At 73.5% G+C, this 2,175-nt stretch carries 2 protein-coding genes; both read left to right on the top strand.

Features of this window, described 5'->3' with window-relative positions; translation table 11 throughout:
- A partial coding sequence (locus tag ACWGDE_RS38390; protein ID WP_453393720.1) for an ABC transporter ATP-binding protein occupies positions 1-626 on the top strand: 626 nt, incomplete at its 5' end.
- Entirely contained in the window at positions 623-1,936 is a 1,314-nt protein-coding gene (locus ACWGDE_RS38385) for an ABC transporter substrate-binding protein (RefSeq protein WP_453393719.1), read from the top strand. The genes ACWGDE_RS38390 and ACWGDE_RS38385, both read left to right, overlap by 4 nt.
- Positions 1,937-2,175 lie beyond the last annotated feature (239 nt).

Below are 2,175 nucleotides of genomic sequence, written 5' to 3'. Positions count from 1 at the left end.
CCGTCACCCTGGCCGGCCGGGAGCTGTCGCGCCTCTCCCCCGCCCGCCGGGCCCGGGCCGGGCTCGGCCGCGGATTCCAGAACGCCTCGCTGTTCCCGGAGTTGACGGTGCGCGAGGCCGTTTGCATCGCGGTGCGGGGGCGGCCCGGCAAGGGTGGCCCGCGCTCGGAGCGGGCGCTGCGCGCCGAGGCCGACGAGCTGATCGGGTTCCTCGGTCTCGGCGAGGCGGCCGACGCGCTGGTCGCCGACCTGTCCACCGGCACCCGGCGCGTCGCGGGCCTGGCCGGGATGCTCGCGCTGCGGCCCCGGCTGCTGTGCCTGGACGAGCCGACGGCCGGGCTGGCACAGCGCGAGACGGAGGCCTTCGGGCCGTTGATCCAGCGCGTCTGCCGCGAGTCGGGGGCCGCGCTGCTGGTCATCGAGCACGACATGCCGCTGATCATGGGCATCAGCGACCGCGTGTACTGCCTCGGCGAGGGCCGGGTGATCGCCTCCGGCCCGCCGCAGGCCGTACGCGGGGACCCGGCCGTGATCGCGAGCTATCTCGGAGGTGGGCCCCACCACCCCGCGCCGACGACCGTGCCCACCCAGCCCGTTGCCTCACCACGCTCCCGGAGGGTCCGATGAGAAGACCGCCCTTGCGCACCGGCCGGGCCGGGGGCCCGGCGCTCGCCCTGCCCCTGGCTCTGCCTCTGACCCTGACCCTGTGCCTGGCCCTGACGGCCGTGGCCGGGTGCGTCGCGCCTCCACAGGATCCGGCGGGCGACGCCGCGATGCCCGCCGTCGCGCCGGGGGTCACGGCGGACAGCATCAGGATCGGGATCACCTATCCCGACCTGGAGGCCGTCCGGCAGTTCGTCCAGATCGACCACGGGGACTACGTGGCGGCGTACGACGCGGTCATCGCGCGGATCAACGAGCAGGGCGGTATCAAGGGCCGCCGGATCGTCCCCGTCTACGCGAAGATCAACCCGGTCGGCCCGGCGCCCGCGCAGGAGGCGTGTGCCCGGCTCGCCCAGGACGAGAAGGTGTTCGCTGCGCTCGGCTTCTTCAACTCGGACGATCCGCTGTGCTACGTGGAGACCCAGCGCACGGCCGTGTTCGGCGGGGCGATCACGGACGTCGGCAGGGCGCGGGCGAAGGCCCCGTGGTTCAGCACGGCCGGCGGGGACGGGATCACGGCGGCGGTCGCGAAATTCGCCGAGCAGGGCGATCTGCTGAAGGGACGGAAGATCGCGGTGGTGGGCAGCGTCCTGGCGCCCAAGGACGTGGAGAAGGCCAAGTCGGCGCTGACGCAGGCCGGTTCGGCTCCGGTGGAGACGGCCACCCTGGACGCGCCGCCGAACGACACGGTGGCCGTCGCCCAGCAGTCGGCGGTGATCGTGGAGCGGTTCCGGGCGGCGGGCGCGGACACCGTCTTCACCATCGGCCCGATCTCCACCTCGATCGGCACCCAGATAGAGAAGACCCCGTGGCGGCCCCGCCTCCTCTTCCCGGACCTCGGCTCGGGTGCGCTGTACGCGGCCGACCAGGCCCCGCACGACTGGTCGGTGCTGGCCGGAGCCACGGCGGCGGGGGTCCGCTCCGATTTCCAGGACCCCGAGTACCAGGCCTGCCTGGAGGACCTCTACCGGGCGGACCCGTCCCGGCGGGGCACCGTCCTGCCCCCGGAGACCAAGCCGCAGGGGTCGCCGGACCTGCACACCTCGATCCTGACGGCCTGCCAGAACCTTTCGCTGTTCCGGGCGGTGGCGTCCAAGGCCGGCCAGGACCTGAACTACCGGACGCTGAAGGCGGCGGGCGATTCGCTGGGCCTCTTCCACGTACCCGGGGTCGAGGGCACGGCCGACTACTCGGCGGCCCACCCTTACGGGAGGCGTCAGTTGTCGATCGCGCGCTTCGACCCGGCGGCGCGCCGCTTCACGGCGATCCCCTGAGGTCCGCGCGTCGTCCTGAGGAGATTCAAGGCTTCAGCCGCCGCACGATGCCTGCTACCACTGTTGGCAACCCGGACACGGAGGTCCGGCAGGCAGCGATGCGCGGGTTCCCGGCATGGGGCTCGGCCGTCCCGCCGGCCCCAGCCCATCAGGTGGCCGTCCACTGTCGACGCCGCTGCGCGGGGCACCCGAGATGTATGCATGCATGGAAAGGGCGAGGGCTGGCCGCCTCCCGCTCG

The sequence above is a fragment of the Streptomyces sp. NPDC054956 genome, assembly GCF_053609185.1.
The sequence above is the reverse complement of the archived record's forward strand: the minus strand, read 5'-3'. Positions and strand labels throughout refer to the sequence as shown.